This window comes from Lactobacillus sp. UMNPBX19 (assembly GCF_002553805.1).
Lineage (GTDB): Bacteria > Bacillota > Bacilli > Lactobacillales > Lactobacillaceae > Lactobacillus.
The window spans coordinates 35,482-54,479 of record NZ_PCYR01000003.1; the positions used below are offsets into that span (position 1 = coordinate 35,482).

Here is an 18,998-nt window from a genome sequence, read left to right on the forward strand (position 1 = left end):
TCGCGGAGGTTAATAGATGAAAAATAGAAGAAATAGACTGCTTTCTAACGGTCTTTTCTATATCATAGTATTCGTGATCCTCTTGGCTGGAATCAATTGGGCCGTGGGAGGCTCCGGTAGTAATGGTTCCACAGAAAATATCCGTTATTCTCAATTAGTAAAAGATTTAAAAGCGGGTAAAGTCAAGAGTATCAATGTACAACCATCTAATGGTGTATATACGGTTACTGGATCTTATAAGAAAGCTCAAAAGTCAAATAATCAAAATAATAATGGATTTGGACTAATTCCAAGTTTACAAAGTAGTAATGAAGTAACCCGGTTCAGTACTACGATGCTTCAAAATGATTCAATGGTTAAGACAGTTTCAGATCTTGCCCAAAAGAGCGGAGCATCAATTTCTGGACAAGGAGAGTCTCAATCGGGAACTTGGATTTCTACTATCGTAATGCTTGTTCCAACTTTGATTTTCATTGTTATGCTTTGGATGATGATGAATCAAGGTGGACAAGGCCGTGGTGGCGGCATGATGAACTTTGGTAAATCACATGTTAAACCACAAGATCCAAGCAAAAATAAAGTTAGATTCTCAGATGTAGCTGGCGAAGAAGAAGAAAAGCAAGAATTGGTTGAAATTGTTGAGTTCTTAAAGAATCCAGCAAAATATACTAAATTAGGTGCTCGAATTCCGGCTGGTGTTCTTCTTGAGGGTCCTCCAGGTACTGGTAAAACTTTACTTGCACGTGCAGTTGCAGGTGAAGCCGGTGTACCATTTTATTCAATTTCTGGTTCAGACTTTGTAGAAATGTTTGTCGGTGTTGGGGCATCTCGTGTACGTGATCTGTTTGAAACAGCTAAGAAAAATGCACCAAGTATCATCTTTATTGATGAAATTGATGCTGTTGGGCGTAAACGTGGTAATGGCGTAAGTGGTGGCCATGACGAAAGAGAACAAACTTTAAATCAATTACTGGTTGAAATGGATGGTTTCGAAGGTGATGAAGGTGTCATTGTTATGGCAGCTACTAACCGTTCTGATGTTCTTGATCCCGCACTTCTTCGTCCAGGTCGTTTTGACCGTAAAGTTTTAGTTGGTCGCCCAGATGTTAAAGGCCGTGAAGCTATTTTAAAGGTTCATGCTAAGAATAAACCTTTAGCTCCTGATGTTGATTTAAAGGAAGTAGCACGTCAAACTCCTGGCTTCGTTGGTGCTGATCTTGAAAATGTTTTAAACGAAGCTGCTTTAGTTGCTGCTCGTCGTAATAAGACTGAAATTACAGCTTCTGATATTGATGAAGCTGAAGATAGAGTTATTGCCGGCCCAGCTAAGAAAGATACTGTTATTTCTCCAGAAGAAAGAAAACGTGTTGCCTACCACGAAGCAGGACACGCAATTGTTGGATTGGTTCTTAGTGATTCAAGAACTGTTCGTAAGGTTACAATTGTTCCTAGAGGCCGTGCTGGTGGATATAACATCATGCTTCCAAAAGAAGATGAAAACATCATTACTAAGAAGCAGTTGATGGAACAAGTTGCTGGTTTAATGGGTGGTCGTGCTGGTGAAGAAGTAGTTGTGGGCGATAAGTCTACTGGTGCTTCAAATGACTTTGAACAAGCAACTAACATCGCTAGGGGTATGGTTACTCAATATGGTATGACTGATGTTGGTATGACTGAGCTTGAATCTCCAAGTATGCAATTACCTTATGGAACTAAGCCATATAGTGAAGCTACAGCTGCTAAGATTGATGAAGCAGTTAAGGAAATTCTTGATGAAGGTCATAAACAAGCAATTGATATCATTAAGAGTCACCGTGAAACTCATAAGATTATTGCAGAAGCCTTACTCAAGTATGAAACTTTAAATGAAAAACAAATTCTTTCATTATTCAAGACTGGTAAAATGCCAGAAAATGATGAAAATGAATTTCCAAGTGAGTCTAAAGCTTCAACTTATGAAGAAGCAAAAGCTGCAATGGAAAAGAAAGATCAGCAAAGAGAAGAAACTGAAAACAAGGATGATAAAGAAGATATTCATCCGCTTCCTGATGATCATAAGAATATTGACGATATTCCACTTAATCCACCATCTGAAAAGAAGGATTCTAGTGAACACAATTCAGATGAAAACAAGGATAATTAAGAGTTTATTGTAAGAGTAATGTTTATACTCCTTTCTAATACTGAAATTACAGATTTTAGAAAGGAGTTTTTTGGTATTAAGAATGAAATATTTAAGTAAAAAAGACAAAAAGATTTTAAAATTAAGTCTAATAAGCTGTTTAACAACTATAGTACTCTTTTTCCTTTTATCTACTTTGACAGATTGTAATCCATTTTTTAATGGGGTTCTGTACAGCGGAGATTTGCCTAATCAATATTTATCATTTTTTCAATATTATAGACAATTACTGTTAGGCAATTGGAGTAGTGCTGGTTTTAGTTTCCTTAATGGATTTGGTGGAGATATGGCTGGAAATATTGGTTATTATCTCCTTAGTCCGCTTAATTTTATAGTTTTTCTTTTTCCTGCAAGTAAAATTAATCTTGCTGTGTATTTAATAATTCTAATTAAATTAGGATTGATGAGTGGGACTTTTACTTGGCTAGTTTTGAAATGGTTTAACTTCAACTGTAATGCTTATCCTATATTTTTAGGGATTGCTTATGGGTTAAGTGGATATTCAATTGCCTATGCTGGAAATGTAATGTGGTTAGACGGATTAGTCTTATTACCTTTAGTATCCTACGCTTTAATTAGAGGAATAAAGATTAATAAATGGCTGACTTATAGTATCTTATTAGCATGCACTATTATATTTAATTACTACATTGGTTACATGGTATGTATCTTTTTAGTAATGCTATTTTTAGCATACGCGATCAACAACTTTGAAAATCGTAGGAATTTTATTCACCAATTTGTAGGTTTTGCAATTAGTTCTGTTATTAGTGGCTTAATTAGTGCGGTAGTTATTCTGCCTACTTTTCTTAATCTCTCTAGTAATAAATTATCTCAATCAGATTTCAACTCTAATTTTGAGATGAAGACATTGATTAGTGGGGGAAAGGCCGTTTCTAGACTTTTTATTGGTGATACTTATAATGATTGGTTACCAGTCTTTGTAGGTACATTAGCAATGATTGTATTTATTCTTTACTTTATTGATGCGCACAATTCAATTAAAGAAAGAATTATTAATTTAGTCATTGGTATTTTCTTTGTTTTAAGTATTACAGTACCAAAGATCTATTTATTCTGGCATGGTGGACAACAAACTATTGCTTATCCATACCGATTTGGGTTTATCATTATATTTTGGATTTTACTGTTGGCGGCACGGGAGTTATCCAATATAACCAACAATAAAAAAGAACGGTTAGTTGCTACAGCAATATATTTATTAATAAGTTTAGCGGTTGTTTACATTCGTAAAAGAATTGGACCTTGGAATGCTTATGCATGGATTGCGGTTTTACTAGTACTTATCTTTGGAATTTTAGTTTATTTCTCAGATAAGAAGTTTGTTCGAACGATATTATTACTAGTAGGAGTAATTGAATTAGCAGCTAATGCATATATTGGCCTTGATCACTTAGGTATGAAGAGCGGAATTTATCCGAGCTATGTTTCTGAAAATCAAAAAATTCTTTCTAAGATACCCGCTTCTGATAAATCAGGTAGAATTGCTAAGAATTATGAATTGAATAATGATCGTGGTGAGGGATATACATTCCATTACCGTGGTATGGAAGAATTTTCATCTAACAATGATTCAAGAATTAGTTCTTTAATGACTGATCTGGGTTTTTCAACTTTCCGCTACTTTTACTATTATCAAACTGGAACAGTAGTAACAGATGCTATCTTCAATGTGAAAACATTTATTAATAGTTCATTGGACAGTCAAAGTGTTTCTCCAGAATATATAAGTTATGGTTTGAGAGATGATTTAAAGACACATCGAGTGATTCTCAAGCAAGGGGATAAGACTGTGTATCGAAATGAAACTTTACCATTTGCTTTTGCAGGGAATTTATCTAATAAATTAAAGTTTAAAGATGAAAATCCAGTATATAATCAAAATTTAGTTTTAAATTCTTTAACTCAAACAAAAACAAATGTTTTAGATTATAGTTCAAAAAAAGCCAAGATTGTAACAAATAATCTATCTGTAAAATATGGTAAATTAAAATATAAAGTAACAAAAAAGCATAAGACAATTACTAAGCATACAAAAGTAAAATTTTTCACTGTTAAAAGGAATAATAAACAGCAACCTGGTACTATAAGTTTTACTTATGACAATTTAAAACCTAACCAAGTAGGATATATTCGCTTCAGTAAGAGATTAATGGAATTGGTTCTAGTTTTAAATAGTTATCAAACTAAAAAGCAAGATCCTAATTATAGACTTCCTTTTTCTGTAAAAATAAATGGAAAGAATGTCCAACTTCAAGAATATACAGATCAACTTATTGGTGTTCGTGCAGATAAAGACGGAAAATTAAAAATCCAGATGACTTTAGATGGAAAAGCTGATCAAGTTAAATTTAAGTATCCTCGCTTTGTAAGCATTAATCCTACTGCTTTAAGTAATAAGGTTAAGAAAGCAGATAGTAAACGAATGAAATTTTCTACATTTAGAGATAGCTATGTAACCGGAAATATTAAAGTTGGAAAAAATGAAAATCTTGTAACTACTATTCCATATAGTAAGGGTTGGAAAGCAGAAGTAGATGGAAAGCCTGTTAAGATAAATCGAACTTTGAAGGTGTTTGTTGGTCTAAAACTAAAACCAGGAACACACCAAGTTACTCTAAAATATAGAACACCCGGTTTATTTATCGGAGTTATGATAAGTATAGTGGGAGTAATTTTATTAGTAATTTATACTTGGTATTTAAAGAGAAAATCTATAAGGTAGCAAAACCAAACATATATTGAAAATATTGGTTAAAGAATAAAGTCTATGATTTATAGGCTTTATTTTTTAGAGGAAAGAAGAAATGAAAGATTATTTAGTAAAAGCAATTGATAAAACTAAGAATTTGCGATTGATTACAGTTAATGCCAAAGATTTAGTTGGCGAAGCCCAAAGAAGGCATGATACTTGGAGCGCGTCATCAGCTGTACTAGGGAGAACTTTAATCGGTGGTTTGCTTTTATCGGCAGCATTATTAAAAGATAAAGATGAGTTAACAATTAGACTACTTGGAAATGGCCCAGTGGGAGCAACTGTTGTGACTGCAAAAGCTGATCTGACTATTAAGGGATATGTACAAAATCCACATATTGCACTTCCACCTAAAAAAGATGGGCATATTGATGTAGCAAAGGCTGTAGGAGAAGGATGGCTTGAAGTAACAAAAGATCAAGGCTTAAAAGAGCCTTATACTGGTCAAGTTCCAATTGTGAGCGGAGAGATTGCAGAAGATTTTACATATTATCTAGCCAAATCAGAGCAAATTCCTTCAGCTGTTGGTCTATCAGTATTTGTTGAGCCTAATAATGAGATTGGGGCTGCTGGCGGATTTATTTTACAAGCATTACCTGGAGCTACTGATAAGCAATTGGCTGAAGTTGAAAAGAGAATCAAGGCTCTTCCTAATCTTTCTACTTTATTTTTAGATGGAATGACACCTGAAAATTTGGCAGAGAGAATCTTAGGGACTGATTGTAAAATTTTAGCTAAAGAAGATGTTTCTTTCGCTTGTGATTGTTCGAAAGAAAAATATAGTCAAATCTTGGCTACCTTAAAACCAGCACAATTAAAAGAAATGATTGAGAAGGATCATGGTGCAGAGTTAGTTTGCCGCTTTTGTAAGGAAAAATATCATTTTACTGAAGATGAGTTAAAAGATGTCCTTAAGAAGGCAAATTAAAGTGGTGTGTAATGAATAGTTTTGCTATGATATTAGGGTATTTGAAAGGGTGAGCAAGTGTGAAAAACGATAGTTGGAAAATTAGGGATGTTGAAATTCCTAATCGCGTAGTAGTTGCACCGATGGCTGGAATTTCAAATGCTGCTTTCCGAGTAGTATGTAAAGAATTTGGCGCAGGCCTCGTAGTTTGCGAGATGATCTCAGATCATGGAATTATTTATCGTAACAAAAAAACTTTAGAGATGTTAACGGTTGATCCTAGAGAGCATCCAATGAGCATTCAAATTTTTGGTGGAAGTGAAGAAACTTTAGTTGAAGCTGCTCATTATGTTGATACTCATACAGCAGCTGATATTATCAATATTAATATGGGTTGTCCGGTACCAAAGGTAACAAAAACTGATGCCGGAGCTCGTTGGCTATTAGATCCAAATAAGATCTATCAAATGGTCCATGCAGTTGTTCGTAATGTAAGTAAACCAGTTACTGTTAAAATGAGAACAGGCTGGGATCAAAAACATATTTTTGCTGTTGAAAATGCTTTAGCTGCTCAAGAAGCTGGTGCTAGTGCTGTTGCTATGCATGGCCGGACTAGAAAGCAAATGTACATGGGCGAAGCTGACTGGGAAACTTTGAAGGATGTAGCAGATGCTTTGACTATTCCTTTTGTTGGTAATGGGGATGTTACTACTCCTGAAAAGGCAAAAGCAATGTTAGAAGATGTTGGAGCAGATGCAGTAATGGTTGGTAGAGCGGCTTTAGGGAATCCATGGATTATTAAAGATATGGTCCACTATTTGGATACCGGAGAGAAACTACGTCCGCAAACTGTTGAAGAAAAAGTAGAAACTGCTAAAGATCAATTAAATGGATTAATTGATCTTAAGGGAGAAAAAATTGCTGTTCCTGAATTTAGAAGACAAGCAGCTTATTATTTAAAAGGAATTCCCCGTTCAGCTCGAACCCGTGCTAAAATAAATGATGTTTGGACGAAAAAAGAAGTTTTTGACTTGTTAGATGATTTTGTGGAAAAATATGAAGCGAGACAAAAGCAAATTAACCAATAAAAGGAGTTTTTAGAGTGGCAAAGAATGAAATGAACGACCAACTAATCGCTCGTCGTGAAAAAATGGACGAAATGCGTGAAAACGGTATTGAACCTTTTGGCGTAAGAAAATTTGATCGTCAAGACTTAGCTCGTACTTTGAATGAAAAGTATAGTAATGAAGATAAAGATGAATTAAATGCTGATATGCCTATGACTAAGATTGCAGGTCGTATGCTTGCAAAACGTGGTAAAGGTAAAGTTGGATTTGCAGATCTTTATGACCGTACTGGTAAAATTCAAATTTACGTACGTAAAGATATCGTTGGTGAAGATAACTACAAGATTTTTAAGAAGTCTGATATTGGTGACTTTTTAGGTATTGATGGTGAAGTAATGAAGACCGATACTGGTGAGTTGACTATTCGTGCTACTCACATTACTTTCTTGTCTAAGGCTCTTCGTCCATTACCTAATAAATGGGATGGTTTAAAGGATGTTGAACAAATTTATCGTCAGCGCTACCTTGACTTAATTACAAATCATGATAGTTACATGCGTTTTGTTCACCGTACTCAAATTATTCAAGCTATTCGTGATTATTTAAATAATAGAGATTTCTTAGAAGTTGAAACTCCAGTTCTCCACAATATTCCTGGTGGTGCTGAAGCCCGTCCATTTATTACTCACCACAATGCGTTGGATATTGATCTTTACATGAGAATTGCTTTGGAACTTCCATTGAAGCGTTTAATTGTTGGTGGTATGGAACGTGTTTATGAAATCGGCCGTGTATTTAGAAATGAAGGTCTTGATACTAAGCACAACCCAGAATTTACTGAACTTGAAACTTATGCAGCTTACTGGGACTTCCATGATGTAATGGATGAGGCAGAAGGAATTATTAGAGCAGCTGCTAAAGTTGTTTCACCAGATGGTAAGATTACTTACCAAGGAACTGATATTGACTTAGGTAAGCCATTCCGCCGTGTTCACATGGTTGATTTGATCAAGGAAAAGACTGGTGTTGACTTCTGGAAGCCAATGACTATTGAAGAAGCAAGAAAAGTTGCTGATGAACACAACGTTCACTATGAAAGCTACTGGAAGGTTGGTCACATTATTAATGCCTTCTTTGAAGAATTCGGTGAAGGATCAATTGTTCAACCTACTTTTGTTTATGGACACCCAGTAGAAGTATCACCACTTGCTAAGAAGAATGCTGATGATCCAAGATTTACCGATCGTTTTGAAATCTTCATTATGGGTGCTGAATATGGTAATGCATTCTCAGAATTAAATGATCCAGATGATCAACGTCATCGTTTCGAAGACCAAATGGCTGAAAGAGAAGCTGGTAATGATGAAGCTGATATGATTGATGAAGATTACCTTCGTGCTATGGAATTCGGTATGCCTCCTACAGGTGGTTTAGGGATTGGTATTGATCGTTTGGTAATGCTTTTAACTGATGCTCCTGCTATTCGTGATGTCTTACTCTTCCCAACAATGCGCCCTGAAAAGGTGGAAAGTGTTGAAGCTGAAGTTCAAGAAGATTTGAAGAATAAAAAGAATAAATAATTTTTTAAATAGACTGTCGTAGAGGACGGTCTATTTTTTTTATATTTTTTCAAAAAAATGCTTGCAATAAAAAGATGTTTTGCTATACTAATAAATGTACTGCGGAAGTAGTTCAGTGGTAGAACATCACCTTGCCATGGTGGGGGTCGCGGGTTCGAATCCCGTCTTCCGCTCCAGTATAAAAGACTCACCGAAGCGTGAGTCTTTTTTGTTATTCGGGATGTGGCTCAGCTTGGTAGAGCGCTACGTTCGGGACGTAGAAGTCGCAGGTTCAAATCCTGTCATCCCGATTGAATATTATTTTATTAAAAAGTTCGTCTTGGGTTAGAAAGACGAACTTTTTTGTATATAATGTTCATGAAATATCAAAAGGTTTACATTTACTAATTGTAAGTGATAAGATATTTGTCTAAAGATTGTAGTATGATCTTAAAAGAAGTAAGGCGGTGCAAAATGGAAAAATCATATAGTGATAGTGCAAAAAATGTTCTTGAAATTGCTAAAGAGCAAGCACAAAACTTTCACCATCGAATTATTGGAACAGAGCATGTTCTGCTTGCTTTAGTAATTGAAGCTAATGGGGATGCTGGAAAACTTTTGCGTGAAAGAAATGTAACACCAACCTTAGTGCGAGAAGAAATTGAAAGATATACTGGCTATGGTTCAAGTCCAAAGGCCACATATATGGAAATGTCCCCACGCTTAAGTTTAGTTTTGAATTTTGCTAAACAAAAGGCTGACGAATTAGGGACTGCTCAAATTGAGACAAAACATATTTTGCTAGGTTTGTTAGCTAGTGATCAAATTTTAGCAAGTTTAATTTTGAAAAATATTGGTGTAGATCCACGAGATTTAAGTCAGGATGTAAATGATAGTTTCATGGATGGTTCTGGGGAAGAAGATAATGTTCTTGGTATTTCTTCAGCCACTGGCATGAAAAAAGGTAAGTCATTGACTCCAAATTTAGATAAAGTTAGTGTGAATCTAAATAAAAGAGCCCGTGAAGGGGCAATTGACCCGGTAATTGGTAGAGATAAAGAAATAAAAAGAGTAATTCAAATCTTATCTCGAAGAACCAAAAACAATCCCGTTTTGGTAGGAGAACCTGGTGTTGGTAAGACTGCAGTTGCACAAGGAATAGCAGCCGCAATTGTAAATCATGAAGTTCCAGATACTCTAGCTAAAAAACGAGTTATGGCCTTGGACATGGGGAGTTTAATTGCTGGAACTAAATATCGTGGTGAATTTGAAGATAGAATGAAGAAGATTCTAAAAGAAATTCAACAGGATGGTTCAGTTATCTTATTTGTTGATGAAATGCATACTTTGATTGGTGCAGGTGGCGCGGAAGGTGCAATTGATGCTTCAAATATCTTAAAGCCTTCATTAGCACGTGGCGATATTCAAATGATTGGTGCTACGACTTTTGATGAGTACCAAAAATATATTGAAAAAGATCAAGCTTTAGCAAGACGTTTTCAACAAGTAAAAATTGGTGAACCTTCAAAAGAAGAAACTGTGGATATTTTAAAAGGCTTGCGCCCTAAATATGAAAAATTCCACAATGTAAAAATTGAAGATGAGGCAATTAATGATGCAGTTGAATTTTCAACACGTTATATTGCTAACCGATTCTTACCTGATAAAGCAATTGATTTGATTGATGAAGCAAGTGCAGCTGTAAAAATTCAAGCAATCGGTAAAAGTGATCCTCGTCTAACTAAATTGGATACACAAATTAATGATGTTATTCATCAGAAAGAACAAGCTGCAGAAAATCAAAATTTTGTTCAAGCAGCTAAGTTACGGGATGAGGAAAATAAGCTTACACAGGATCGGAATAAATTAATCGAAAAAGTAGAGAATAAAAACTCTAAAAAGTCGATTGTTGATTCTGATAAGATCGCTCAAATTGTATCTGAATGGACTGGTGTGCCCGTTACTAGAATGAAGAAGAGTGAAACTAAACGTTTAGCTCATTTAGAAAGTATTTTGCATGAACGTGTAATTGGACAGGACGAAGCTATCAGTGCCGTAAGTCGAGCAATTAGACGAAGTAGAAGCGGAATTAAGGATGAAAATCGTCCAATCGGTTCGTTCTTATTCTTAGGACCTACTGGTGTTGGTAAGACAGAATTAGCTAAGGCTCTTGCTGCAGCAGTCTTTGGCTCAGAACGGAATATTATTCGTGTAGACATGTCTGAATACATGGATCAGATTGCAACAAGCAAATTAATTGGTTCGGCACCAGGATATGTAGGATATGAAGAGGGTGGTCAGCTCTCAGAACGTGTAAGACGTAATCCATATTCAGTAATTTTATTGGATGAAGTAGAAAAAGCTCATCCGGATGTGTTTAATTTATTGCTTCAAGTTTTGGATGAAGGATTTTTAACTGATTCTAAAGGTAGAAAAGTCGATTTTAGAAATACAATTATTATCATGACTTCTAACCTTGGCTCACGTAGTTTACAAGAAGATAAGACAGTTGGATTTGCAGCTGATAATGCCGATAAAAATAAACTTCAACAAGAAAAAGTTACGGCAGCTGTTAAACAATTCTTCAGACCAGAATTTTTAAATAGAATTGATGAGACCGTGGTCTTTGATAGCTTAACTAAAAAACAATTGCGTGAAATTGTTAGCTTAATGACTGGTCATTTGGTAGATCGCTTAGCTAAAAAAGACGTAACCTTAAAGATTTCACCAGCGGCTTTAGATGTATTAGCTAAAGATGGATTTGATCCAGAGATGGGCGCTCGTCCATTACGTCGTGCAATTCAACATGAACTTGAAGATGTAATTGCTGAAGATTTAATTAGTGAAAAAATTAAGGCTGACCAAATTGTAAAAGTTGGAGCTCATCAAGGTAAATTAAAATTTACAATTCTTGACGAATTAGTAATATAAGTGTAAACTACTAAACGTTTAAAAGGCTGAAATTCAGGATTTCGCTGATCTATTGTCCAGCGAGATGATAAAACAAAAACGACATTTACGTTGTTTTTGTTTTTTTGTACCCAAATTTTGGCTTTTTGCAATTTGTAACACAAATGTAATATTTAGATTCTTATATAAGAAAGGATGTTTTCTTTGTTAGGACACGCTGTGAACTACGGTAGTCACCGGACAAGACGTAGCTTCTCTCGAATTAAAGAAGTATTGAAGTTACCTAACTTGACTGATGTACAAACGCAATCTTACAAGTGGTTTCTTAATGAAGGTATTCGTGAAATGTTTGACGACATTATGCCGATTTCAGACTTTTCAGGAAAACTTTCTTTAGAGTTTGTTGATTACAAGCTCTTGAAGCCAAAATACACTCTTGAAGAAGCACGTGATCATGATGCTAATTACTCTGCTCCTCTTCATGTAACTTTGAAGTTAACCAACCATGAGACCGGAGAAATTAAGACTCAAGACGTCTTCTTTGGAGAATTCCCATTAATGACTGATTCAGGAACTTTCGTTATTAATGGTGCTGAGAGAGTTATTGTTTCTCAGCTTGTTAGATCTCCTGGTGTTTACTACCATTCAGATTTTGATAAAAATGGTCGCCAAATTTTCGGTGCTACAGTTATTCCTAACCGTGGTGCATGGCTTGAATATGAAACTGATGCTAAAGATTTAGCTTATGTTCGTATCGATCGTACTCGTAAGCTTCCTTTAACTGTTTTAATTCGTGCTTTAGGATTTGGTTCCGATAGTGAAATTGCGGATATGTTTGGTGAAAGTGACTCACTTCGTTTCACTTTAGAAAAAGATATCCACAAGAATCCTGCTGATTCTCGCGTTGCAGAAGCATTAAAGGATATTTATGAAAGACTACGTCCAGGTGAACCTAAGACAACTGATTCATCTCGTTCACTTTTATATGCTAGATTCTTTGATCCAAGAAGATATGATTTAGCTCCAGTTGGTCGTTATAAGATCAATAAGAAACTTTCTTTAAAGAATCGTTTACTAAGACAAACTTTGGCTGAAACTTTAGCTGATCCTGATACTGGTGAAATCATTGCTAAAAAGGGTGACGTTGTTACCCACGAACTTCTTGATAAATTATCACCTTACTTAGATCGTGATGACTTTAAGATGGTAACTTATGAACCTTCAAAGGAAGGTGTGTTACCTGATCCAGTAACAGTTCAAGAAATTAAGGTATATTCTAAAGTTGATCCTGAACGTGTAGTTAAGTTAATGTCTAACGGCCACATTGCAGATGATGTTAAACATTTAACTCCTGCTGATGTATTGGCATCAATTAACTACTTCTTCGACCTTCAAGATAATATTGGTACTACTGATGATATTGACCACTTAGGTAACCGTCGTATTCGTCGTGTAGGTGAATTACTTCAAAACCAATTTAGAATTGGTTTAGCAAGAATGGAACGTGTTGTACGTGAAAGAATGTCAATCCAAGACATTTCTACTGTTACACCACAACAATTAATCAATATTCGTCCTGTTGTTGCTTCAGTTAAGGAATTCTTTGGTTCATCACAATTATCACAATTTATGGATCAAAACAATCCACTTGGCGAGTTAACTCACAAGCGTCGTATGTCAGCCTTAGGACCTGGTGGTTTGTCTCGTGACCGTGCTGGATATGAAGTTCGTGACGTGCACTATACTCACTATGGTCGCTTATGTCCTATTGAAACTCCTGAAGGACCTAACATTGGTTTGATTAACTCTTTAGCAACTTACGCTATTGTTAACAAGTATGGTTTCATTGAAACACCATATCGTCGTGTTTCTTGGGATACTCACAAGGTTACTGATAAGATCGACTACTTAACTGCTGATGTAGAAGATAATTACATTATTGCCGGTGCTAACGCTCGCTTAAATGAAGATGGTTCTTTCAAAGATAAGATTGTTTTAGCCCGTCATAAGGAAGATAACCTAGAAGTTACCCCTGATAAGATTGACTACATGGACGTTATTCCTAAGCAAGTAGTTTCAGTAACTTCTGCATGTATTCCTTTCCTTGAAAACGATGACTCTAACCGTGCTTTGATGGGGGCTAACCACCAACGTCAAGCTGTTCCATTGATTAATCCACATGCACCAATTGTTGGTACTGGTATGGAATACCGTGCAGCACATGACTCTGGGGATGCATTAGTTGCTAAAGCTCCTGGTGTAGTTGAATATGTTGATGCAAACGAAATTAGAATTAGAAGAGACGATGATACTTTAGATAAGTATGTTCTTGAAAAATTCCGTCGTTCAAACGCAACTAAGAACTACAATCAAACTCCAGCTGTTAAGCAAGGTGAACGAGTAGTTGCAGATGAAGTTATTGCTGATGGTCCAGCAATGAAAAACGGCGAATTAGCTCTAGGTCAAAACCCAATCATTGCATTCTTGACTTGGAACATGTACAACTATGAAGATGCCGTTATGATTTCTGAACGTATGGTTAAAGATGATGTCTACACTTCTATCCATATTGAAGATTATGAATCAGAAGCTCGTGATACTAAGTTAGGACCTGAAGAAATCACACGTGAAATTCCAAATGTCGGTGAAGATGCACTTAAAGACCTTGATGAAGAAGGTATTGTCCGCATCGGTGCTGAAGTTCAAGATGGTGACATCTTAGTTGGTAAAGTAACCCCTAAGGGTGTAACTGAATTATCAGCTGAAGAACGTTTACTTCACGCTATTTTTGGTGAAAAAGCTCGTGAAGTTCGTGATACTTCCTTGCGTGTACCTCACGGTGGTGGCGGTATTGTTCAAAACGTTCAAGTATTTACTCGTGAAGCAGGCGACGAATTGCCACCTGGTGTAAATAAGATGGTTCGTGTATACATCGTTCAAAAACGTAAGATTCAAGTCGGTGACAAGATGTCTGGTCGTCACGGAAACAAGGGTACTATTGCCTTAGTTTGTCCTGAAGAAGATATGCCATACTTACCAGATGGTCGTCCAGTAGATATTTGTTTGAACCCAATGGGTGTGCCTTCACGTATGAACATTGGACAGGTTCTTGAATTACACTTGGGTATTGCTGCTAAGCAACTAGGTATTCACGTTGCTACTCCAGTATTTGATGGTGCTTCTGAAGATGATATGTGGAATATGGTTCGTGAAGCTGGTATTGGTAAAGATGGTAAGACTGTTCTTTATGATGGACGTACTGGTGAACCATTCCACAACCGTGTTTCAGTAGGTATTATGTACTACTTGAAGTTGACTCACATGGTTGATGATAAGATCCACGCACGTTCAATTGGGCCTTACTCACTTGTTACTCAACAACCACTTGGTGGTAAAGCACAATTTGGTGGTCAGCGTTTCGGTGAAATGGAAGTTTGGGCTCTTGAAGCTTATGGTGCTGCTTACACACTACAAGAAATCTTAACTTACAAGTCAGATGACGTTGTAGGTCGTGTTAAGGCTTATGAAGCTATTGTTAAGGGCGAAAGAATTCCAAAACCTGGTGTTCCAGAATCATTCCGCGTTCTTGTTAAAGAACTACAATCTCTTGGTTTAGATATCAAGGTGTTGGATATGGATCATAAAGAAATTGAGTTACGTGATATGGATGATGACTCTAACGATCATTTCAATATCGATACTTTATCTAAACTTGCTGAACAACAAGAAAAGAAGAAGTTAGCTGAAGAAGCTGCAAAAAAGGATGATAAGCCAGATGAACCTGTAGATGAAAGTGATTCTTCAACTTCATCTGATGATAAGGTTTCTAAGTAATATAGGAGGTTAAACTTTTGATCGACGTAAATAAGTTTGAAAGTATGCAAATCGGTTTGGCTTCTCCAAACAAGATCAGAAGTTGGTCTTATGGTGAAGTTAAAAAACCAGAAACTATCAACTATCGTACTTTGAAACCAGAAAAAGATGGTTTGTTCGATGAAAGAATCTTCGGACCAACTAAGGACTGGTCTTGTGCTTGTGGTAAGTACAAGGGTATTCGTTACCGTGGCATTGTTTGTGATAGATGTGGTGTTGAAGTTACTTCTGCTAAAGTTAGAAGAGAACGTATGGGTCACATTGAACTAGCTGCACCGGTTTCACATATCTGGTATTTCAAAGGTATCCCTTCTCGTATGGGATTAGTCTTAGATATTTCACCTCGTGCATTGGAAGAAGTAATTTATTTTGCTGCTTACATTGTTATTGATGCAGGTGATACTGATCTTGAAGATAAGCAACTTTTAACAGAAGCTGAATATCGTGAAAAGAAAGCAAAATTCGGTGACCGTTTTGAAGCTAAAATGGGTGCTGAAGCTGTAAAAGAACTTCTAGAACAAGTAGATATTGATAAAGAAGTTCATGAACTAAAAGAAGAATTAAAGACTGCTACTGGTCAAAAGAGAACTCGGGCTATCAGAAGATTAGACATCTTGGATGCCTTTAAGAATTCAGGTAACAAGCCTTCATGGATGGTTATGGATTGTATTCCTGTTATTCCACCAGACTTGAGACCAATGGTTCAACTTGATGGTGGACGTTTCGCAACTTCTGACTTGAACGATTTATACAGACGTGTAATCAACCGTAACAATCGTTTAAAGAGATTGTTAGACTTAAATGCACCAAGAATTATCGTTCAAAACGAAAAGCGTATGCTTCAAGAAGCAGTTGACGCATTAATTGACAACGGTAGACGTGGACGTCCAGTTGTCGGACCAGGTAATCGTCCTCTTAAATCTCTTTCTCACATGTTGAAAGGTAAGCAAGGACGTTTCCGTCAAAACTTACTTGGTAAACGTGTTGACTACTCAGGTCGTTCAGTTATCGATGTTTCACCTGAATTGAAGTTTTACCAATGTGGTGTGCCACGTCCAATGGCTCTAGAATTATTTAAGCCATTTGTAATGCACGAATTAGTAAAACGTGGTTTAGCATCTAACATTAAGAATGCTAAGCGTAAGATTGATCGTGAAGATGATGATATCTGGGATATCTTAGAAGATGTAATTAAAGAAAGACCAGTTCTTTTAAACCGTGCACCTACTCTTCACCGTTTAGGTATTCAAGCCTTTGAACCAGTTTTGGTACCTGGTAAATCAATTCGTCTTCACCCACTTGCCTGTGAAGCTTACAATGCCGACTTTGATGGTGACCAGATGGCCATTCACGTTCCATTATCTGATGAAGCTGTAGCAGAATCACGTTTGCTGATGCTTGCTGCTCACCATATCTTGGCTCCTAAGGATGGTAAGCCAATCGTTACACCTTCTCAGGATATTGTTTTGGGTAACTACTGGTTAACTCAAGCAGAGCGTGGTCGTGAAGGTGAAGGAATGATCTTTGATTCACCAGCTGAAGCAGCTATTGCATATGCAAATGGTGATATTCACTATCATACTCGTATTGGTTTAGCAGCTGACTCAATGCCAGAAAAGCCATGGCCAAAGGGCTACGAACATGGAATTTTTGTAACTACTTACGGTAAGTTAGTATTCAACCAAATTTTCCCTAAAGATTTCTACTACATTAACGATCCTACTCAAGAAAATCTTACTCACCCAGTAGATGAAAGATACTTCTTACAACCTGGTGAAGATATCCATGAAAAGCTTGACAATATGAAACTTGGTCAAGCCTTTAAGAAGGGATTCTTATCAGATTCTATTGCTCAAATTTACAAGGATTACAAAGTTCAAAGAACTTCTGATTTCTTGGATGATTTGAAGGAACTAGGCTACACTGTATGTACCACTTCTGGTTTAACTATCGGTGTTGAAGATATCCCTACAATTAGTGATAAAGATGATATTGTAGCAGAAGCTCGTAAGAAAGTTGATGTTGTGTCTAAGCAATACCGTCGTGGTTTAATCACTGATGAAGAAAGACATGATCGAGTAATTAGTATTTGGAATAACTGTAAAGAAATTGTTCAAAATGAAATTGCTCAAATTCATGCACCAAGAAATCCAATTACAATCATGGCTGATTCTGGTGCTCGTGGTAACATTTCTAACTTTACTCAGCTTGCTGGTATGCGTGGTTTGATGGCCGCTCCTAACGGAGGAATGATGGAAATTCCTGTTACTTCAAACTTCCGTGAAGGTTTGTCTGTTTTGGAAATGTTCATGTCCACTCACGGTGCTCGTAAGGGTATGACAGATACCGCCTTGAAGACTGCCAACTCTGGTTACTTAACTCGTCGTTTGGTAGACGTAGCTCAAGATGTTATTATTCGTGAAGAAGATTGTGGCACTGATCGTGGTTTAACTGTTCACGCAATTACTGAAGGCGATGAAATGATTGAACCATTATTTGACCGTTTAGTTGGTCGCTACACTTCTAAGAGTGTTTACGATCCAGAAACTCATGAAGTAATTTGTCCAGCTGATGTCTTAATGGACGAAGATATGGCTCATAAGATCGTTGATGCCGGAGTTACTGAAGTAACAATTCGTTCCGTATTTACTTGTAACACTCAACATGGTGTATGTAAGAAATGTTACGGTATGAACCTTGCTACTGGTGACGACGTTGAAGTTGGTGAAGCAGTTGGTACTGTTGCCGCTCAATCAATTGGTGAACCTGGTACTCAGTTAACTATGCGTAACTTCCACAACGGTGGTGTTGCCGGTGCTGCAGATATTACTCAAGGTTTACCTCGTGTTCAAGAATTGTTTGAAGCTCGTAATCCTAAGGGTCGTGCTACAATTTCTGAAGTAACTGGTGAAGTAACTTCAATTGAAGAAGATCCAGCCGAACACACTCGTCAAATTACCGTTAAGGGACAAACTGATACTCGTACTTATGACGTACCATATACTGCTTCAGTAGCAGTTGCTGAAGGCGATCATGTTGTACGTGGAGATAAGTTGACTCTTGGTTCTATCGATCCTAAGGAACTGATTCGTGTACGTGATGCATTGACTACCGAAAAATACATTCTAAGTGAAATTCAAAAAGCTTATAGAATGCAGGGTGTAGAAATTGCCGACAAACACGTTGAAGTTATGGCACGTCAAATGCTTCAAAAGGTTCGTATTCTTGACCCAGGTGAAACTGATATCTTACCAGGTGAATTGATGGATATTGGTGAATTTAAGGCAAGAAACCGTGAAGTAATTATTTCCGGTGGTATTCCTGCTACTGCGCAAAGTGTAATTCTTGGTATTACCAAGGCCGCTCTTGAAACTAATAGTTTCTTATCTGCAGCTTCCTTCCAAGAAACTACTCGTGTTCTTACTGATGCTTCTATTCGTGGTAAGAACGATCCATTACTTGGTCTTAAGGAAAATGTTATTATTGGTAAGATTATTCCTGCAGGTACTGGTATGCCAGTTTACCGTGAAATGGAACCTAAAGTTGATGTTCCTGAAGATGAAAAGAAAAAGTCAGTTTATTCTATAGCTGATATTGAAAAGAAATTAGCTGCAGCTGATGCAGAGAAAGACAATGGTTCAGCTGACTAATCGTCCTTTCAAAACTTAAACATTTGTGTTAAAAAAGCCTATTCGTGTAGAAACGAGTAGGCTTTTTTGTGTTA

8 protein-coding genes and 2 tRNA genes are annotated in these 18,998 nt (G+C 36.6%); all 10 read left to right on the plus strand.

Annotation, left to right across the window (positions count from 1 at the left end; genetic code table 11):
- Window positions 1–16 precede the first annotated feature (16 nt).
- The 10 genes from ftsH (at window position 17) to rpoC (ending at window position 18,924) form a co-directional block, all read left to right on the plus strand.
- Complete coding sequence (ftsH, locus tag CP370_RS01625; protein ID WP_087713281.1) at window positions 17–2,143, plus strand: ATP-dependent zinc metalloprotease FtsH; 2,127 nt, start codon at window positions 17–19, stop codon at window positions 2,141–2,143.
- A gap of 82 nt (window positions 2,144–2,225) precedes the next feature.
- Window positions 2,226–4,928, plus strand: coding sequence for a YfhO family protein (locus CP370_RS01630; protein WP_012845634.1), 2,703 nt, complete (start codon window positions 2,226–2,228; stop codon window positions 4,926–4,928).
- Window positions 4,929–5,010: 82 nt separating this feature from the next.
- Window positions 5,011–5,886, plus strand: a complete 876-nt coding sequence (gene hslO / locus CP370_RS01635) for an Hsp33 family molecular chaperone HslO (protein ID WP_087713280.1) — start codon at window positions 5,011–5,013, stop codon at window positions 5,884–5,886.
- Window positions 5,887–5,945: 59 nt separating this feature from the next.
- Window positions 5,946–6,953 carry a tRNA dihydrouridine synthase DusB gene (dusB, locus tag CP370_RS01640; RefSeq protein WP_087284786.1) on the plus strand — a complete coding sequence of 336 codons (1,008 nt, stop codon included), beginning with the start codon at window positions 5,946–5,948 and terminating at the stop codon, window positions 6,951–6,953.
- A 14-nt stretch (window positions 6,954–6,967) separates the two neighbouring features.
- Window positions 6,968–8,512 carry a lysine--tRNA ligase gene (gene lysS / locus CP370_RS01645; RefSeq protein ID WP_004895895.1) on the plus strand — a complete coding sequence of 515 codons (1,545 nt, stop codon included), beginning with the start codon at window positions 6,968–6,970 and terminating at the stop codon, window positions 8,510–8,512.
- Between the two features lie 101 nt (window positions 8,513–8,613).
- A tRNA-Gly gene (locus CP370_RS01650) sits at window positions 8,614–8,688 on the plus strand.
- A 40-nt stretch (window positions 8,689–8,728) separates the two neighbouring features.
- Window positions 8,729–8,802: transfer RNA gene (locus tag CP370_RS01655), tRNA-Pro, on the plus strand.
- 163 nt (window positions 8,803–8,965) lie between these two features.
- Window positions 8,966–11,422 (plus strand): ATP-dependent Clp protease ATP-binding subunit, encoded by a 2,457-nt coding sequence (locus tag CP370_RS01660; protein ID WP_087284784.1) that lies wholly within the window; start codon window positions 8,966–8,968, stop codon window positions 11,420–11,422.
- Window positions 11,423–11,596: 174 nt separating this feature from the next.
- Complete coding sequence (locus CP370_RS01665) at window positions 11,597–15,235, plus strand: DNA-directed RNA polymerase subunit beta (protein ID WP_087284781.1); 3,639 nt, start codon at window positions 11,597–11,599, stop codon at window positions 15,233–15,235.
- A gap of 17 nt (window positions 15,236–15,252) precedes the next feature.
- Window positions 15,253–18,924, plus strand: coding sequence for a DNA-directed RNA polymerase subunit beta' (gene rpoC / locus CP370_RS01670; RefSeq protein ID WP_004895890.1), 3,672 nt, complete (start codon window positions 15,253–15,255; stop codon window positions 18,922–18,924).
- Window positions 18,925–18,998: the final 74 nt, after the last annotated feature.